Origin of the sequence: Caulobacter sp. CCH9-E1 (assembly GCF_001556515.1) — a bacterium.
GTDB lineage: Bacteria > Pseudomonadota > Alphaproteobacteria > Caulobacterales > Caulobacteraceae > Caulobacter.
Map to the genome: position 1 here is coordinate 26,418 of NZ_LSJA01000180.1, position 12,483 is coordinate 38,900.

The 12,483-nt window shown below is 68.0% G+C and carries 13 protein-coding genes; 7 read left to right on the forward strand and 6 right to left on the reverse strand.

The window, feature by feature from the left end; genetic code table 11:
* Positions 1-5 precede the first annotated feature (5 nt).
* The 3 genes from AX690_RS11150 to AX690_RS11160 all read right to left on the reverse strand — a co-directional run bounded on the left by AX690_RS11150 (position 6) and on the right by AX690_RS11160 (position 2,272).
* A complete protein-coding gene (locus tag AX690_RS11150) occupies positions 6-314 on the reverse strand; it encodes an SCP2 sterol-binding domain-containing protein (protein ID WP_066686264.1) in 309 nt (102 codons plus the stop codon).
* A 172-nt stretch (positions 315-486) separates the two neighbouring features.
* Positions 487-1,371, reverse strand: a complete 885-nt coding sequence (locus tag AX690_RS11155; protein WP_082769616.1) for a class I SAM-dependent methyltransferase — start codon at positions 1,369-1,371, stop codon at positions 487-489.
* A gap of 58 nt (positions 1,372-1,429) precedes the next feature.
* On the reverse strand, positions 1,430-2,272 hold the full coding sequence (locus AX690_RS11160; protein WP_066686262.1) for a class I SAM-dependent methyltransferase: 843 nt from the start codon (positions 2,270-2,272) through the stop codon (positions 1,430-1,432).
* A 231-nt stretch (positions 2,273-2,503) separates the two neighbouring features.
* Between AX690_RS11160 and AX690_RS11165 the strand changes: the two genes are divergently transcribed.
* A complete protein-coding gene (locus AX690_RS11165) occupies positions 2,504-2,959 on the forward strand; it encodes an Hsp20 family protein (RefSeq protein ID WP_066686261.1) in 456 nt (151 codons plus the stop codon).
* Between the two features lie 92 nt (positions 2,960-3,051).
* Here the strand turns inward: AX690_RS11165 and AX690_RS11170 are convergent, their stop codons facing one another.
* The 3 genes from AX690_RS11170 to gpmA all read right to left on the reverse strand — a co-directional run bounded on the left by AX690_RS11170 (position 3,052) and on the right by gpmA (position 6,478).
* The gene (locus AX690_RS11170) at positions 3,052-4,317 is read right to left on the reverse strand and encodes a pentapeptide repeat-containing protein (RefSeq protein ID WP_066686259.1); all 1,266 of its coding nucleotides are present in this window, start codon (positions 4,315-4,317) and stop codon (positions 3,052-3,054) included.
* Positions 4,318-4,422: 105 nt separating this feature from the next.
* A complete protein-coding gene (locus AX690_RS11175; protein WP_066686257.1) occupies positions 4,423-5,682 on the reverse strand; it encodes a pentapeptide repeat-containing protein in 1,260 nt (419 codons plus the stop codon).
* A gap of 82 nt (positions 5,683-5,764) precedes the next feature.
* The gene (gpmA, locus tag AX690_RS11180) at positions 5,765-6,478 is read right to left on the reverse strand and encodes a 2,3-diphosphoglycerate-dependent phosphoglycerate mutase (protein WP_066686255.1); all 714 of its coding nucleotides are present in this window, start codon (positions 6,476-6,478) and stop codon (positions 5,765-5,767) included.
* A gap of 150 nt (positions 6,479-6,628) precedes the next feature.
* On the opposite strand from gpmA, the gene AX690_RS11185 reads away from it, so the two are divergent.
* The 6 genes from AX690_RS11185 to AX690_RS11210 all read left to right on the forward strand — a co-directional run bounded on the left by AX690_RS11185 (position 6,629) and on the right by AX690_RS11210 (position 12,324).
* Positions 6,629-6,859: a hypothetical protein gene (locus AX690_RS11185; protein ID WP_082769617.1), complete on the forward strand. Its 231-nt coding sequence runs from the start codon at positions 6,629-6,631 to the stop codon at positions 6,857-6,859.
* Positions 6,856-7,812 (forward strand): SIS domain-containing protein, encoded by a 957-nt coding sequence (locus AX690_RS11190; RefSeq protein WP_066686252.1) that lies wholly within the window; start codon positions 6,856-6,858, stop codon positions 7,810-7,812. Before AX690_RS11185 ends, AX690_RS11190 begins: the two co-directional genes overlap by 4 nt.
* 99 nt (positions 7,813-7,911) lie before the next feature.
* Positions 7,912-9,408: a phosphomannomutase/phosphoglucomutase gene (locus AX690_RS11195; RefSeq protein ID WP_066686251.1), complete on the forward strand. Its 1,497-nt coding sequence runs from the start codon at positions 7,912-7,914 to the stop codon at positions 9,406-9,408.
* A gap of 183 nt (positions 9,409-9,591) precedes the next feature.
* A complete protein-coding gene (locus AX690_RS11200; protein WP_066686250.1) occupies positions 9,592-10,029 on the forward strand; it encodes an acetyltransferase in 438 nt (145 codons plus the stop codon).
* 45 nt (positions 10,030-10,074) lie between these two features.
* Positions 10,075-11,352 (forward strand): amidohydrolase family protein, encoded by a 1,278-nt coding sequence (locus tag AX690_RS11205; RefSeq protein WP_066686249.1) that lies wholly within the window; start codon positions 10,075-10,077, stop codon positions 11,350-11,352.
* Between the two features lie 78 nt (positions 11,353-11,430).
* Entirely contained in the window at positions 11,431-12,324 is an 894-nt protein-coding gene (locus AX690_RS11210; protein ID WP_066686247.1) for a 5'-methylthioadenosine/S-adenosylhomocysteine nucleosidase, read from the forward strand.
* Positions 12,325-12,483: the final 159 nt, after the last annotated feature.

Here is a 12,483-nt window from a genome sequence, read left to right on the forward strand (position 1 = left end):
CAGGCTCAGCGCATCTTCGAGAACAGGGCGCCCATCTTGGGCTGCAGGGCCATGGCCACGCCCATGTCCGACAGCTTCAGCTTGCCGGTCATGACCGCCATGGTCGGGTCCAGCTTGCCTTCGCCCATGGCGACCAGGTCGTCGAGCGACAGGGTCATGACCAGATCGGCAGGCTTGTCTTCGTTGGTGACCGAGCCGCCATCAATGTGGATGACGCCGGCGTCCTTCAGATCGAACTTCAGGCTCTTGCCCAGGCCGCTGTCGTCGCCGACGGCGGTTTTGATGCGATCGGTGATTTCCTGGATGGTGGCCATAGGCGCGATCTCCCTTTGCGCGAAATGATGTTGCGGATAGCTAGACCAGCGGGACCGAACAAGTAAACACCGTTCAGACGCCACAGGCCCTTATTTCTTCCCGCTGTAGAAGGCGACCCTAGTCGGGGTTTTTGTCAACTTTACCTGCGCGGCGCCTTCGATCGCCGATCGCTCAGTTCGGCTTCACGAACTTGAGGGTCATGCGGTCGCTCTCCCCCATGGCGTCGTATTTGGCGTGGTCGAAGCCTGGCTCGGCCGGCTCGCCGCGCGGCGCCGACAGGCGCGTGGGCGGCAGGGTCCAGACGCCGAACGGATGGTCCTTGGTGTCCTTGGGATTGGCGTTGATCTCGCTGGTCGCGGCCAGGACGAAGCCCGCCTCCTTGGCCATCTGGATCACATAGTCCTGCTGGACATAGCCGTCGGCGGCCAGCACGTCCTGAACGCGTCCCGGCTCGCCGCGATGCTCCTCGATCCCCAGCACCCCGCCTGGTTTCAGCGCCGCCAGGGCGTCCTTGAAGGCCTTTTCGGCGATGCCACCGGCCATCCAGTTGTGCAGGTTGCGCAGGAACAGAACGAGGTCCGCGCTGCCCGCCGGCGCCACCGGTCCGCTGGTTGGACCGAAAACGGTGAAGGTGACCTCGCCATAGACCTTCTTCGCGGCCGTGACCTTGCGTCGATAGGCCTCGACGATCTCGGCGGCCGCGGGGTCGGCCGGGTTGTTGGTCTCCAGCAGGGCCTCGTAGAGCTTGCCCTTGGTGTCGGCCAGGAAGGGCGCGAGGATGTCGGTGTACCACCCTGCTCCCGGCCAGAACTCGACGACCGTCTGGCCGGGCGCGAGCCCCCAGAACTTCAGGGTCTCGACCGGGTGACGCCAGCGGTCGCGGGCGCGGTCGGCGGGCAGACGCCAGTCACCGGCGACCACCGCCTCGAGGCTTTCGGGCCGCGCCCTGTCGACTGGCGCGGCCTTGTCCTTCGACTTGCCGCACCCCGAAAGGCTGAGCGCGGTCGCGCCGGCCAGGACGCTCCTGCGCGACCACTGCTGGATAGACCCCATCATGCCCCCATGTACGCGTACGCTGAAACCGTTCCAGCGTCGCCGCTGACCTTGGCCAAAGTCAGGCCGGCTTGCGGAAGCGCAGCGTCATGCGGTCGCTCTCGCCGATCGCGTCGTATTTTGTCCGGTCGAAGTTCGGGTCCGCCGGCTGGCCCCCGGGGGCCGTGCGCTTCACCGGCGGAAGCGTCCACACGCCGAACGGATGGTCCTTGGTGTCCTTGGGATTGGCGTTGATCTCGGACTGGGCGTCCAGCTTGAAGCCGGCCTTCTCGGCCAGGGCGACGACCGTCGCCGTGTTCAGGTAGCCGTCGGCGCCTGCGGCCTTCTCCGAGCGCGGATCGGCCCGGTGGTCTTCGACCGCCAGGACGCCGCCTGGTTTGAGCACGGCGAAGAAGTCCGCGAAGACCTTGTCGGCAATGCCCGGCTGAACCGTCCAGTTATGGACGTTGCGGGCGGTCAGGACGAGGTCGGCCGAGCCCGGCGCGCCCAGCGGCCCCGACACGGCGCCGAAGTTCACGAACTGGGGCTTGCCGTACTTGGCCTCGTCGGCGAAGCGGGCCTCGAAGTCCGCGCGCCCCTTGCGCGCGCCCTCCGACAGCTTCGGGTTGGAGAGGTCGGCGACGCCGGCGATGTAGGTCCCGCCGGTGGCCTTGGCGTAGGGCGCCAGAATCTCGGTCCAGTAACCGCCGCCGGGCGAGATTTCGATCACCGTCTGCTTGGGTTTCAGCCCCCAGAAGGTCAGGCTTTCGTACGGATGGCGCGCGCCGTCGCGGGCGACGTCGGCCGCCGGTCGAGTCGGCGAGGCGATGGCGGCTTTCAGCGCCTGGTCGGTCGAGGCCCAGGCGGCGGGCGCGGCGAGGCTGACGGCGGCGACCAGCAGCAGGACGTGGCGACGAAGCGGCATGGGGGATTGTCCTTCGGCGAGTTGTTGCGCGGCGACCTTAGCTGGGGTGCGCGGCGCGTCAAAGGATTCGCGTTCGATGAAGCGATCCCCTTGAACCGCAAAAACGGCTCACCAACTACATTTGCGAAGGCGCTGGACACCCGGGCCTTCCGGACCGCTGGCGACGCCGATTCCGGGTCGCCGAAGGGACGCACATTCAAAGACCTTGCTTGATGAGAAGGATCTGACCCTATGCGTACGATCGACCTTTCGCCCCTGTACCGCTCGCTCGTCGGTTTTGACCGCCTCGCCGCCCAGCTGGACGCCGCGGCCCGCACGGAAGCCAGCTCGGGCTACCCCCCCTACAACATCGAACGCACCGGCGAGAACGACTACCGCATCGAGATCGCGGTGGCGGGCTTCAAGCCGGAAGAGCTGAACGTCGAGGTGAAGGAAAACCTGTTGACCGTCACCGGCCGCAAGGCGGCCAACGACGACGCCAAGCAGTACCTGCACCGCGGGCTCGCCGAACGGAATTTCGAGCGCAAGTTCCAGCTGACCGACTACCTGGTGGTGGTCGACGCCGAGCTGTCGAACGGCCTGCTGGCCATCTCGCTGAAGCGTGAACTGCCCGAGGCCCTCAAGCCCCGGACCGTGGAGATCAAGGCCAACGCCTCGCCGCTGATCGAAGGCGAAAAGGCCGCCTAAGCGGCCTTCCGCGAAGTCTCCCCCCCACATCCCTCTGAACTTGAGGCGGCGCAGCGATGCGCCGCCTTTTTCGTATCCGCCCGGCGGGAGGGTTAGTCCGGCATGGCCAAATCCAGGCCCTGGACCTGGCTGAGGTCCACGTCGCGCAGACGCGTCTTGGTCAGGCAGGCGCCGGTCAGATCCGCGCCGCGCAGATCGGCTCCATCGAGAACCGCGCCGGCGAGGTCGGCCGCCTGGGCTGTCGCGTAGCGCAGGCGAGCGCCCTCCATGTTCACCAGGGCTTGGCGCTGAGGTCCGATCGGCAGCGGCGACAGGAAGGCCTGGCGCAGGTCGGCCTTGGTCAGGTTGGCGCCGGCCAACTTGGCGCCGCGCAGATCCGCCCCCTGCAGATTGGCCCCGCGCAGGTCGGCGCTCTGCAGGTTGGCGCCCTGCAGCTGCGCGCCCGACAGGTCCAGCCCGACCATGCAGGCGCCCCGCGCGCTCATCGCCGTGAGCCGCAGCCCCCTCAGCCGGTCGCCCAGCGGGCGCAGATCCTCGCTATCGAGCCGCGCGGCCGCGCCCTCCTTGCCGCCAGACTTGCACCAGCGCTGATTGGCGAGGCAGAGCTCGTAAAGCGCCTCGGCCTTGGCCAGGGCTTCCGGCGTGGAGGCGCCCAGCACGCCCGCGAGGGCGGACCTTTCGATCTTGGCGTTCGAGGTGTCGACCCCGGCCATCACCGCGCCGGCCAGATTGACGCCCTCCAGATTGGCGCCGTCGACGTCCGCGCCATCGAGGATCGCGCCGGCGAGATTGGCTTCTTTCAGGTTCGCGCCGGACAGCTTGGCCCCGCGCAGGGAGCAATCGCTGAAGTCGGCCTTGAACGCCGAGACGCCGGAGAACTCCGAGCCGTCCAGGGTCGCGCCCGAGAAGTTGGCCTCGTCCACCTCGCCGCGCCGCATCTCCTGTCGAAGGATTTCGGAGCCGTTGCGAGGGTGCGGGATGGAGACCTGGCCCTCGCGGAAATCGGCCTCGGTAAGGTCCGCCTGCGCCAGGTTCGCGCCACGCAGGCTGGCGCCGCGCATGTCGGCGCGCACCAGCGAAGCCTGGCGCATGTCGGACTTGCGCAGATCGCAGCCGAACAGATTGGCCCGGTCCAGCTTGGTCCGAACCATGCGGCAGCCGTCCAGGATCGAAGCGGAAAGATCCGCGTCGCTCAGGTTTCGAAACGACAGATCAAGGCCCGACAACTGCACGAAGCGAAGGGAGGCCCGGCGGCCGCCCTGCTTGCCGGTAACGAATTTCTCGTGCGCCGTTACGATCATATCGAGCTCGGCTTGGCTCAGGCGACGCCGCCCAGCCACGCTTTGCGCGGCGTTCATAACGATGTTCCCTATGATGGTCTCGATGGATTGGCGGGACCGTATCGGGACGGGAACAGCGAACCGTTAAATCCGCGACGGATTGCCGCGTTTTTTTGACAGTCGTTAGATCACGTCGTCCAGGCCGCGCGCGCCCAGCCGGATCGCGCCCGTCACGTCGACATCGCGCATCTGGGCGCCGGTGAAATTGGCGCGCGAGAGATCGGCGCCAGCCAGCCGCGCCTGGCGGAGATCGGCGCGCGCGAGATCGGCGTTGGCCAGGATCGCGCCGGTCATGTCGCAAGGCAGCACGCGGTCGGCGGTGATCAGCAGCGGCCCCAGCTGGGCGTCGCGCAAGTCCGAGCCCGTCAGCTTGGCGCCCTTCAGCCGCGCGCCGCGGAGGTCGGCCCGGCGCAGGTTGCAGGCCCGAAGGTCCGCCCCTTCCAGCTGGGCGCCCTGCATCTGCACGCCTTCCATGTCGAGGCCGTAAAACACCGCGCCCTTCGCCGACAAGGCCGTCAGGTTGAAGCCGCGCACCGAGCGCAGGTTGCGCAGGTCCGCCTTGTCGAACACCGAGGGCTTGCCCTCGGCGCCGCCGGTCTCGATCCAGCGCGCATGGTCGGCGATCATCTGCTCGTAGGGCAGGTCGGAGATGTTGGTGCCCGCCGGCTTGTCGGTCAGGGCGCCTTCCATGTTGGTCTGGCTGACGTTCCAGGACATGGTCTTGGCGCCGACCAGCACCGTGTTGCGGAGGTCCGCGCCAGCGAGGTTCGCGCCCGACAGGTCCGCACCGGCCAGATTGGCGCCGTTGAAATTGGCTTGCTTGAGGTTGGCGCGAACCAGCTTGGCGTCCTTCAGGATCGCGTCGCTGAAGTCGGCCTTGGTCGCGACGATGCCCGACAGGCGCGAGCGCTCCAGATTGGCGCCGCTCAGGTTCGCCCCGATGGCGTAGGCCTCGCGCTGGGTCAGCTCGATGACCTTGTAGCCTTCCTTGCGGTCGGCGGCGGCGATCGCGCCCTCCCGGAGGTCGGCCTCGAACATGTCGGCGCCGGTCAGGTTGGCCCCGCGCAGGCTGGAGCCGCGCAGGTCGGCGCGGCGCAGGGAGGCGTCGGTCAGGTCAGCGCCTTGGAGGTCCGCGCCATAGAGGTTGGCGTTGTCCAGCTTGGTCTTGCGCAGGTCGCAGCCGACCATGATGGCGCCGGTGAAGTCGGCGTCGCAGAGGTTCCGGCCCGTCAGCGACAGGCCGGAAAGATCACAGAACGTGAAGACCGCCCGCGCGCCCCCCATCTTCGCCGACCACAGGCGGTCGTGCTTGGCGCAGATGATGTCGAGATCATGCTGCGTCAGACGCTTGTATTCTTGGGCGGCGGGCGCGTCGGCGCTCATGGGCGGCATGGTATCCTGAATGACGCGTCAACCCTGCGCAGAACAGGATTAACGCCGCCTTTCCAACGGCTTCCGCCGACGCTCAGCCGACCTGCGGCAGAGCCTCGGCCCGGCTCTCGTCCAGATAGCGCGCGCCGGTCGGCTTCAGCTGGGCGTCCAGCTCGATGACCAGCGGGTTGCCGGTCGGGATCTCGACGCCGACGATCTTGTCGTCCGGCACCTGGAACAGGTGCTTGACGATGGCGCGCAGCGAGTTGCCGTGCGCGGCGACCAGGACGGTCTCGCCAGCTTTCAGATGCGGGGCGATGTCGCTTTCCCAATAGGGCAGCACGCGAACCAGGGTCGTGGCCAGGCTCTCGGTCGACGGCAGGCTCGCGCCCTTGTAGCGGCGGTCCTTGGCGAAGTCGTACTCGCCGCCCGGCGCCAGCTCCGGCGGCGGGATGTCGTACGAGCGGCGCCAGATCGTGACCTGCTCGACGCCGTGCTTCTCGGCCGTCTCGGCCTTGTTCAGGCCCGTCAGGCCGCCGTAGTGACGCTCGTTCAGGCGCCAGTCCTTGGTCACCGGCACGAAGCTCTGCTTGGCCGCATCGAGCGCCAGGTTGCACGTGCGGATGGCGCGGGTCTGGACCGAGGTGAAGGCCTGGTCGATGTCGAGCCCGGCCTTGGCGATCAATTCGCCGCCTTTGCGCGCCTGGGCCTCGCCCTCGGCCGTCAGGTCGACGTCGACCCAGCCCGTGAAGCGGTTTTCCAGGTTCCACTGGCTCTGGCCGTGGCGGAGCAGGACGAGGGTCGGCATCGGGCTTCCTTCAGAATGGAGGGCGAGGTCGGGCTTATGTCAGGGCGGGCTAAGACCAGCCGCTTCCAGCGTCAAGCGCGGATGGCGCCCGCGCCCCCTCCCCCCGGCGCTCGCCCGTGCTATAGGCGGGCCATGCCTGATCGCATCTTTATGCCGTTGATGGGGCTGATCGCCCTCGTGCTGATCGCCTTCTCCCTCGTCTGGCCGCAAGGCCAGGGCGCGCGCTCGTGGGGGCCCTTCGGCCATACGCCGGTCCAGCAGACGCCGGAGATGAAGGCGAAGATCCAGCGTGAGAAGGACGCCGCCGCGCGTCGGAACGAGGCGGCCCGCAAGGCTGTCGAAGCGGCCAGCCAGGCCCAGTCCCGCCAGGACGACCAATGAGCGCCTTCGACGCGATCGCCGTCGGCCGGCGGGTGCTGAGCGTCGAGGCCGACGCGCTCAAGACCTTGTCCCAATCGCTGGACGAGGCCTTCGTCCAGGCCGTCGAGACCTTGTTCAACGCCAAGGGCCGGATCGTCTGCACCGGCATCGGCAAGTCCGGCCACGTGGCGCGCAAGATCGCCGCGACCCTGGCCTCGACCGGCGCCCAGGCGATGTTCGTCCATCCGGCCGAGGCCAGCCACGGCGACCTCGGCATGATCGGCCCGGATGATGTGATCCTGGCGCTGTCGAAGTCCGGCGAGGCGCGCGAGCTGTCGGACACGATCGCCTACGCCAAGCGCTTCTCGATCCCGCTGATCGCCATGACCGCCTTTGAGGACAGCCAGCTGGGTCGCGGCGGCGACATCGTGCTGCGCCTGCCCGACGCGCCCGAAGCCACCGCCGAGGTCAACGCTCCGACCACCTCGACCACGCTGCAGATCGCCCTGGGCGACGCCATCGCCGTGGCGCTGCTCGAGAGACGCGGCTTCACGGCCAGCGACTTCCGGGTCTTCCATCCGGGCGGCAAGCTGGGCGCCATGCTGCGCACGGTCGCCGACCTGATGCATGGCGAGGGCGAGCTGCCGCTGATCGGCGTCGACGCGCCCATGCCCGACGCCCTTCTGGTGATGAGCGAAAAGCGCTTTGGCGCGGTCGGCGTCGTCGACAACCAGGGCCGCCTCGCCGGCCTGATCACCGACGGCGACCTGCGCCGGCACATGGACGGCCTGCTCCAGCATACCGCCGGCGAGGTCATGACCCGCGCCCCGCTGGTCATCGCCCCCGGCGCGTTGGCGGCCGAGGCGCTGAAGCTGATGAACGATCGCCGGATCACGGTGCTGTTCGTGGTCGAGGCTGAACGTCCCGTCGGCGTCCTGCATGTCCACGATCTGCTCCGCGCCGGCGTGATCTAGGTCACATCTGATTTTTCCGAACCTTGTCATGTGATCGCGCTAGTCGCCCTCGATCTGGGCGGCTAAAGCGACTTCGTCACAACTGAAGCGAGCTTCTCGATGTTCTCCGCGCCGCGCGCCGATCTCGTTCCCAATACCGCCGCCTATGAAAACGAGCCGCTGGTCAAGGCGACGGGCTTTCGTGAGTACGATGCGCGCTGGCTGTTCGGGCCCGAGATCAACCTGTTGGGCGTCCAGGCGCTGGGCCTGGGCCTGGGGACCTACATCCATGAGCTGGGCCAATCCAAGATCGTGGTCGGCCACGACTTCCGCTCGTACTCGTCCTCGATCAAGAACGCCCTGATCCTGGGCCTGATCAGCGCCGGCTGCGAGGTGCACGACATCGGCCTGGCCTTGTCGCCCACCGCCTATTTCGCCCAGTTCGACCTCGACATTCCGTGCGTGGCCATGGTGACCGCCAGCCACAACGAGAACGGCTGGACCGGCGTGAAAATGGGGGCCCAGAAGCCGCTGACCTTTGGCCCTGACGAGATGAGCCGCCTGAAGGAAATCGTCCTCGGCGCCCAGTTCGTCGAGCGTCCGGGCGGCAAGCTGGTCCGTGTCGAGGGCGAGGCCCAGCGCTATATCGACGACGTCGCCAAGCGCGCCAGCCTGAAGCGCCCGCTGAAGGTGATCGCCGCCTGCGGCAACGGCACGGCCGGCGCCTTCGTGGTCGAGGCCCTGAAGAAGATGGGCGTGGCCGAAGTGATCCCGATGGACACCGACCTCGACTACACCTTCCCCAAGTACAATCCGAACCCCGAGGACCACGAGATGCTGCACGAGATGGCGAAAGCCGTCCGTGAGCATGGCGCGGACATCGCCCTGGGCTTCGACGGCGACGGCGACCGCTGCGGCGTGGTCGATGACGAGGGCGAGGAGATCTTCGCCGACAAGATTGGCCTGATGCTGGCCCGTGACCTGGCCCCGCTGCACCCCGGCGCGACCTTCGTGGTCGACGTCAAGTCGACCGGCCTCTACGCCACCGACGAGATCCTGGCCAAGCACGGCTGCACGACGCTCTACTGGAAGACCGGCCACAGCTACATCAAGCGCAAGAGCGCCGAGCTGGGCGCCCTGGCCGGCTTCGAGAAGAGCGGCCACTTCTTCATGAACGGCGAGCTGGGCCGCGGCTATGACGACGGCCTGGTGGCCGCCGCCGCCATCCTGTCGATGCTGGACCGCAATCCGGGCAAGAAGCTCTCGGAACTGAAGAAGGCCCTGCCGGTGGCCTTCACCTCCCTGACCATGAGCCCGCACTGCGACGACGAGAAGAAGTACGGCGTCGTCGCCGACGTGGTGAAGGAGTACGAGGATCTGTTCGCCGCCGGCGGTTCGATCCTGGGCCGCAAGATCACCGAGGTGATCACGGTCAACGGCGTGCGGGTGCACCTGGAGGACGGCTCCTGGGTGCTGGTCCGCGCCTCGTCGAACAAGCCCGAGATCGTGGTGGTGGTCGAGAGCACCCAGTCGGAAGACGACATGCGCGCCCTCTTCCGCCAGGAGGTCAAGCCACGCCTGGGCGACCGGGTCGGCAAGTATAATCAGGAGATCTGATCGGGTTTCTTCCCAGCCTTCCTGGGCCTTGCGCCCAGGACCCATGCTGGCGGCGGGCGCGACTGCTCCGCGATCGCGCGGCTGAAGGACCATGGCTTCAGCCCCAACGCGAAAGGCCCAGGAAGGCGGAGAACTTTCAGGTACGCTCTTCTTCTTCGGGCGCTGATCGTCTAACCCCAAGCCATGATCAGGCTCCGTCCCTCCCGCCCCGACGACGGCCCACGGGTCGTCGAGATCTGGGCCGCCGCCGTGGACGCCACGCACGACTTCCTCAGCCCCGAGGACCGCGCGGCGATCGGCCGTGAGGTCGAGGCCTTTCTGCCCAGCGCGCCGCTGACGGTCGCCGTCGACCGCCGCGATCGGCCTGTCGGCTTCATGCTGATCGACGGCTCGCACATGGAGGCGCTGTTCATCGATCCCGAGCATCGCGACGCCGGCGTCGGCCGGATGCTGATCGAGTACGCCCTGGCGGTGCATCCGATCCTGACCACCGACGTCAACGAGCAGAACGACCAGGCGATCGGCTTTTACCGCCACATGGGCTTCGAGCCGACGGGCTGGTCGGCGACCGACGGCCAGGGCCGCGCCTATCCGCTGATCCATCTGCGCTTTGGCGTCTGAGCGGTTCGGGTTTAGCTGCGCGTCCATCTTCCGAACGAGTCGCCCATGCGCCGCCTGCTCACCGCCCTCGCCCTGATCCTGACGCCTGGCCTCGCCCAGGCCGCTCAGCCGATCCTGCTGAAGCCCGCCAAGGTGTGGACCGCCGAGGACGCGGGGCCGCCGCGCGCCGGCTGGGCCGTGCTGGTCAAGGACGACAGGATCGCCGCCGTTGGCCCGCTGGCCTCGATCGACGCGACGGGCGCCCAGGTCATCGACCTGCCCGGCGCGACGGTGATCCCCGGCCTGATGGACCTGCACAGCCACCTCTTTCTACATCCGTACAACGAGACGTCCTGGGACGATCAGGTGCTGAAGGAGAGCCCGACCTATCGGACCCTGCGCGCCGGCCCGCAGGCCAAGGCGACGCTGGAGGCGGGCTTCACGACTCTGCGGGACCTGGGCACCGAAGGCGTGGGCGCGGCCGACGTTCCGCTGAAGAAGGCGATCAATGACGGCCTGATCCCAGGTCCGCGCCTGTTCGTCGCCACCAAGGCCATCGTGGCCACCGGCGCCTACGGCCCGGCGCGGCGCAACTTCAATCCCGAGGCCGAAATCCCGCAGGGCGCCCAGGAAGCCAGCGGCGTTCCCGAGGTGATCAAGGCCGTCCGCGAGCAGGCGGGCGCCGGGGCTGACTGGATCAAGGTCTACGCCGACTACCGTGTTGGACCGGATGGGTCCACGCAGCCGACGTTCAGCCTCGAGGAGCTGAAGGCCCTGGTCGAGACGGCCCATTCCGGCGGCCGCCCCGTCTCGGCCCACGCCTCCAGCGACGAGGGCATGCGCCGCGCCGTCCTGGCCGGGGTCGACACGATCGAGCATGGCTATGGCGGCTCGGAGGCGACCTTCAAGCTGATGGCCGAGAAGGGCGTCGTCTTCTTCCCGACCCTGACCGCGGTCGAGAGCACCTCGACCTATTTCGGCGGCTATGTCGCCGGCAAGACTCCGCCGACGGCGGCCATGCGCAACGCCGACCGCGCCTTCAAGCTGGCCCTGAAGAGCGGGGTGACCATCGGCATGGGCAGCGACGTCGGGGTGTTCCGGCATGGCGACAACGCCCGCGAGCTCGTGCTGATGGTCAAGGCGGGCATGACCCCGGTCCAGGCCCTGCTGGCCGCGACGGCGGTGGACGCCAAGGCCCTGGGAAAGGCCGACAGCCTGGGCCAGCTGAAGCCCGGCTATCTGGCCGACCTCGTGGCGGTGAAGGGTGATCCGACGCAAACGATCGAGGCGACCCGCGACGTCATGCTGGTCGTCAAGGGCGGACAAATCATCACCCGCCGCTGATCGGCGTCGGAAACGCGAGGAGGCCTTGGGCTCGGGCCGTCCCGCCGCTAAGCAGGCGGGACTGTTCAAGGAGTCGCCATGCGCCTGCCCGCCCTCGTCCTGGCCTTCGTGGCCCTGCTGGTCTCGCCCGCCCTCGCCCAGCGCCTGGACGAGACGCCGCGCGTGGCGGTGATCTCGGCTTTCCCGCCCGAGATCGGCGCGCTGAACGCCGCGACCCAGGATCAGAAGACCTTCGACGTCCAGGGCGTGAAGTTCATGACCGGCCAGATGGAGGGCAAGCCGGTGGTGGTGTTCCTCAGCGGCGTTTCGATGGTCAACGCGGCCATGACCACCCAGATGGCGCTGGACCGTTTCAACATCACGCGCATCGTCTTCTCGGGCATCGCTGGCGGCGTCGACGAGGGCCTCGACATCGGCGACGTGGTCGTGGCCGACCGCTGGGCCCAGAACCTGGAGAGCGCCTTCGCCCGCGAGACCGACAAGGGCTTCGAGGTCTCGGCCAGCATCCGCAACAGCACCCTGCCCAACTACGGCATGATCTTCCCGCGCGCGATCATCCTGCCGTCGGCGCCGGAGGGTCGCGTGTGGTTCCCGTCCGATCCTTCCCTGCTTGAGACCGCCAAGACGGTGGCCGCCTCGGTCGCCCTGCAGCGCTGCGCCGCCGACAAGTGCCTGGTCCATCCGCCCAAGGTGGTGATCGGCGGCGCCGGCGTCTCGGCGCCGGTGTTCCTCGACAACGCCGCCTATCGCAAATACCTGCGCTCGGCTTTCGAGGCCCGGGTGGTCGACATGGAGAGCGCCGCCGTGGCCCACGTGGCCCTGGTCAACAAGACCCCGTTCATCGCCTTCCGCAGCCTGTCGGACCTGGCCGGCGGCGGCGCGGGCGCCAACGAGATGCACACCTTCATGGCGCTCGCCTCCGACAATTCGGCGACGGTGGTGAAGGCGTTCGTCAAGGCGCTGCCGAACTAGGCGCGGTTTTCCCGCTTCACGCGATCGCTCGCTGAAGGGATGGAAGGGAATGCGGAGCGCCCGGGCGACGCCCGGAGGTTTGGATAGTGATTACCGTTTCGACGAAGCCTAGACGCTCCGCGCAGCCGTTATCCGGTGAGCCTTCGACGCGCGGGGTTT

What these genes read in the sequence shown, in the direction of transcription:
- AX690_RS11175 (WP_066686257.1), bottom strand. Translation starts at nt 5,682, where the DNA reads ATGAGCGCCGACGCGCCCGCCGCCCAAGAATACAAGCGTCTGACGCAG.
- AX690_RS11160 (WP_066686262.1), bottom strand. Translation starts at nt 2,272, where the DNA reads ATGCCGCTTCGTCGCCACGTCCTGCTGCTGGTCGCCGCCGTCAGCCTC.
- AX690_RS11155 (WP_082769616.1), bottom strand. Translation starts at nt 1,371, where the DNA reads ATGATGGGGTCTATCCAGCAGTGGTCGCGCAGGAGCGTCCTGGCCGGC.
- AX690_RS11205 (WP_066686249.1), top strand. Translation starts at nt 10,075, where the DNA reads ATGCGCCGCCTGCTCACCGCCCTCGCCCTGATCCTGACGCCTGGCCTC.
- AX690_RS11165 (WP_066686261.1), top strand. Translation starts at nt 2,504, where the DNA reads ATGCGTACGATCGACCTTTCGCCCCTGTACCGCTCGCTCGTCGGTTTT.
- AX690_RS11210 (WP_066686247.1), top strand. Translation starts at nt 11,431, where the DNA reads ATGCGCCTGCCCGCCCTCGTCCTGGCCTTCGTGGCCCTGCTGGTCTCG.
- gpmA (WP_066686255.1), bottom strand. Translation starts at nt 6,478, where the DNA reads ATGCCGACCCTCGTCCTGCTCCGCCACGGCCAGAGCCAGTGGAACCTG.
- AX690_RS11190 (WP_066686252.1), top strand. Translation starts at nt 6,856, where the DNA reads ATGAGCGCCTTCGACGCGATCGCCGTCGGCCGGCGGGTGCTGAGCGTC.
- AX690_RS11150 (WP_066686264.1), bottom strand. Translation starts at nt 314, where the DNA reads ATGGCCACCATCCAGGAAATCACCGATCGCATCAAAACCGCCGTCGGC.
- AX690_RS11185 (WP_082769617.1), top strand. Translation starts at nt 6,629, where the DNA reads ATGCCGTTGATGGGGCTGATCGCCCTCGTGCTGATCGCCTTCTCCCTC.
- AX690_RS11195 (WP_066686251.1), top strand. Translation starts at nt 7,912, where the DNA reads ATGTTCTCCGCGCCGCGCGCCGATCTCGTTCCCAATACCGCCGCCTAT.
- AX690_RS11170 (WP_066686259.1), bottom strand. Translation starts at nt 4,317, where the DNA reads ATGAACGCCGCGCAAAGCGTGGCTGGGCGGCGTCGCCTGAGCCAAGCC.
- AX690_RS11200 (WP_066686250.1), top strand. Translation starts at nt 9,592, where the DNA reads ATGATCAGGCTCCGTCCCTCCCGCCCCGACGACGGCCCACGGGTCGTC.